We start from the raw sequence: 283 nt of genomic DNA, 5'->3' as shown, positions 1-283 counted from the left end.
TATTTAAAATGTTGGTAACATCGCAGCTTATAGTACTTGTGACTTCATAATGGATGAAGTTGAAGTATAAAAAGAATTAACACAACTACACGATTAATTTCGATAGTGAGTGTGTTAGTAGGTGGTATAATTAAATAGTTATAATTTTGTTTTATTCGTATTAACTCAAATGATATTAATGTTTACAATACCAGCTATAATTAGTGGTATTAAGTACAGTAAACTTGATTATTTTTTCATCATAGTAATTTCGACATTATCGTTATTTCTATTTAAAATGTTT

Annotated in this window: 1 pseudogene; it reads left to right on the top strand. The window is 25.1% G+C overall.

The features are described 5' to 3' along the window. Positions 1-7: 7 nt before the first annotated feature. A pseudogene (agrD, locus tag F1003_RS18555) lies at positions 8-70 on the top strand (cyclic lactone autoinducer peptide AgrD); the annotation flags it as partial. Between the last annotated feature and the right edge of the window lie 213 nt (positions 71-283).

Source organism: Winogradskyella ouciana, assembly GCF_009709615.1.
In the GTDB taxonomy this organism is placed as follows: domain Bacteria; phylum Bacteroidota; class Bacteroidia; order Flavobacteriales; family Flavobacteriaceae; genus Winogradskyella; species Winogradskyella ouciana.
Note: the sequence above shows the minus strand (reverse complement) of the source record. Positions and strands in the feature narration are given on the sequence as shown.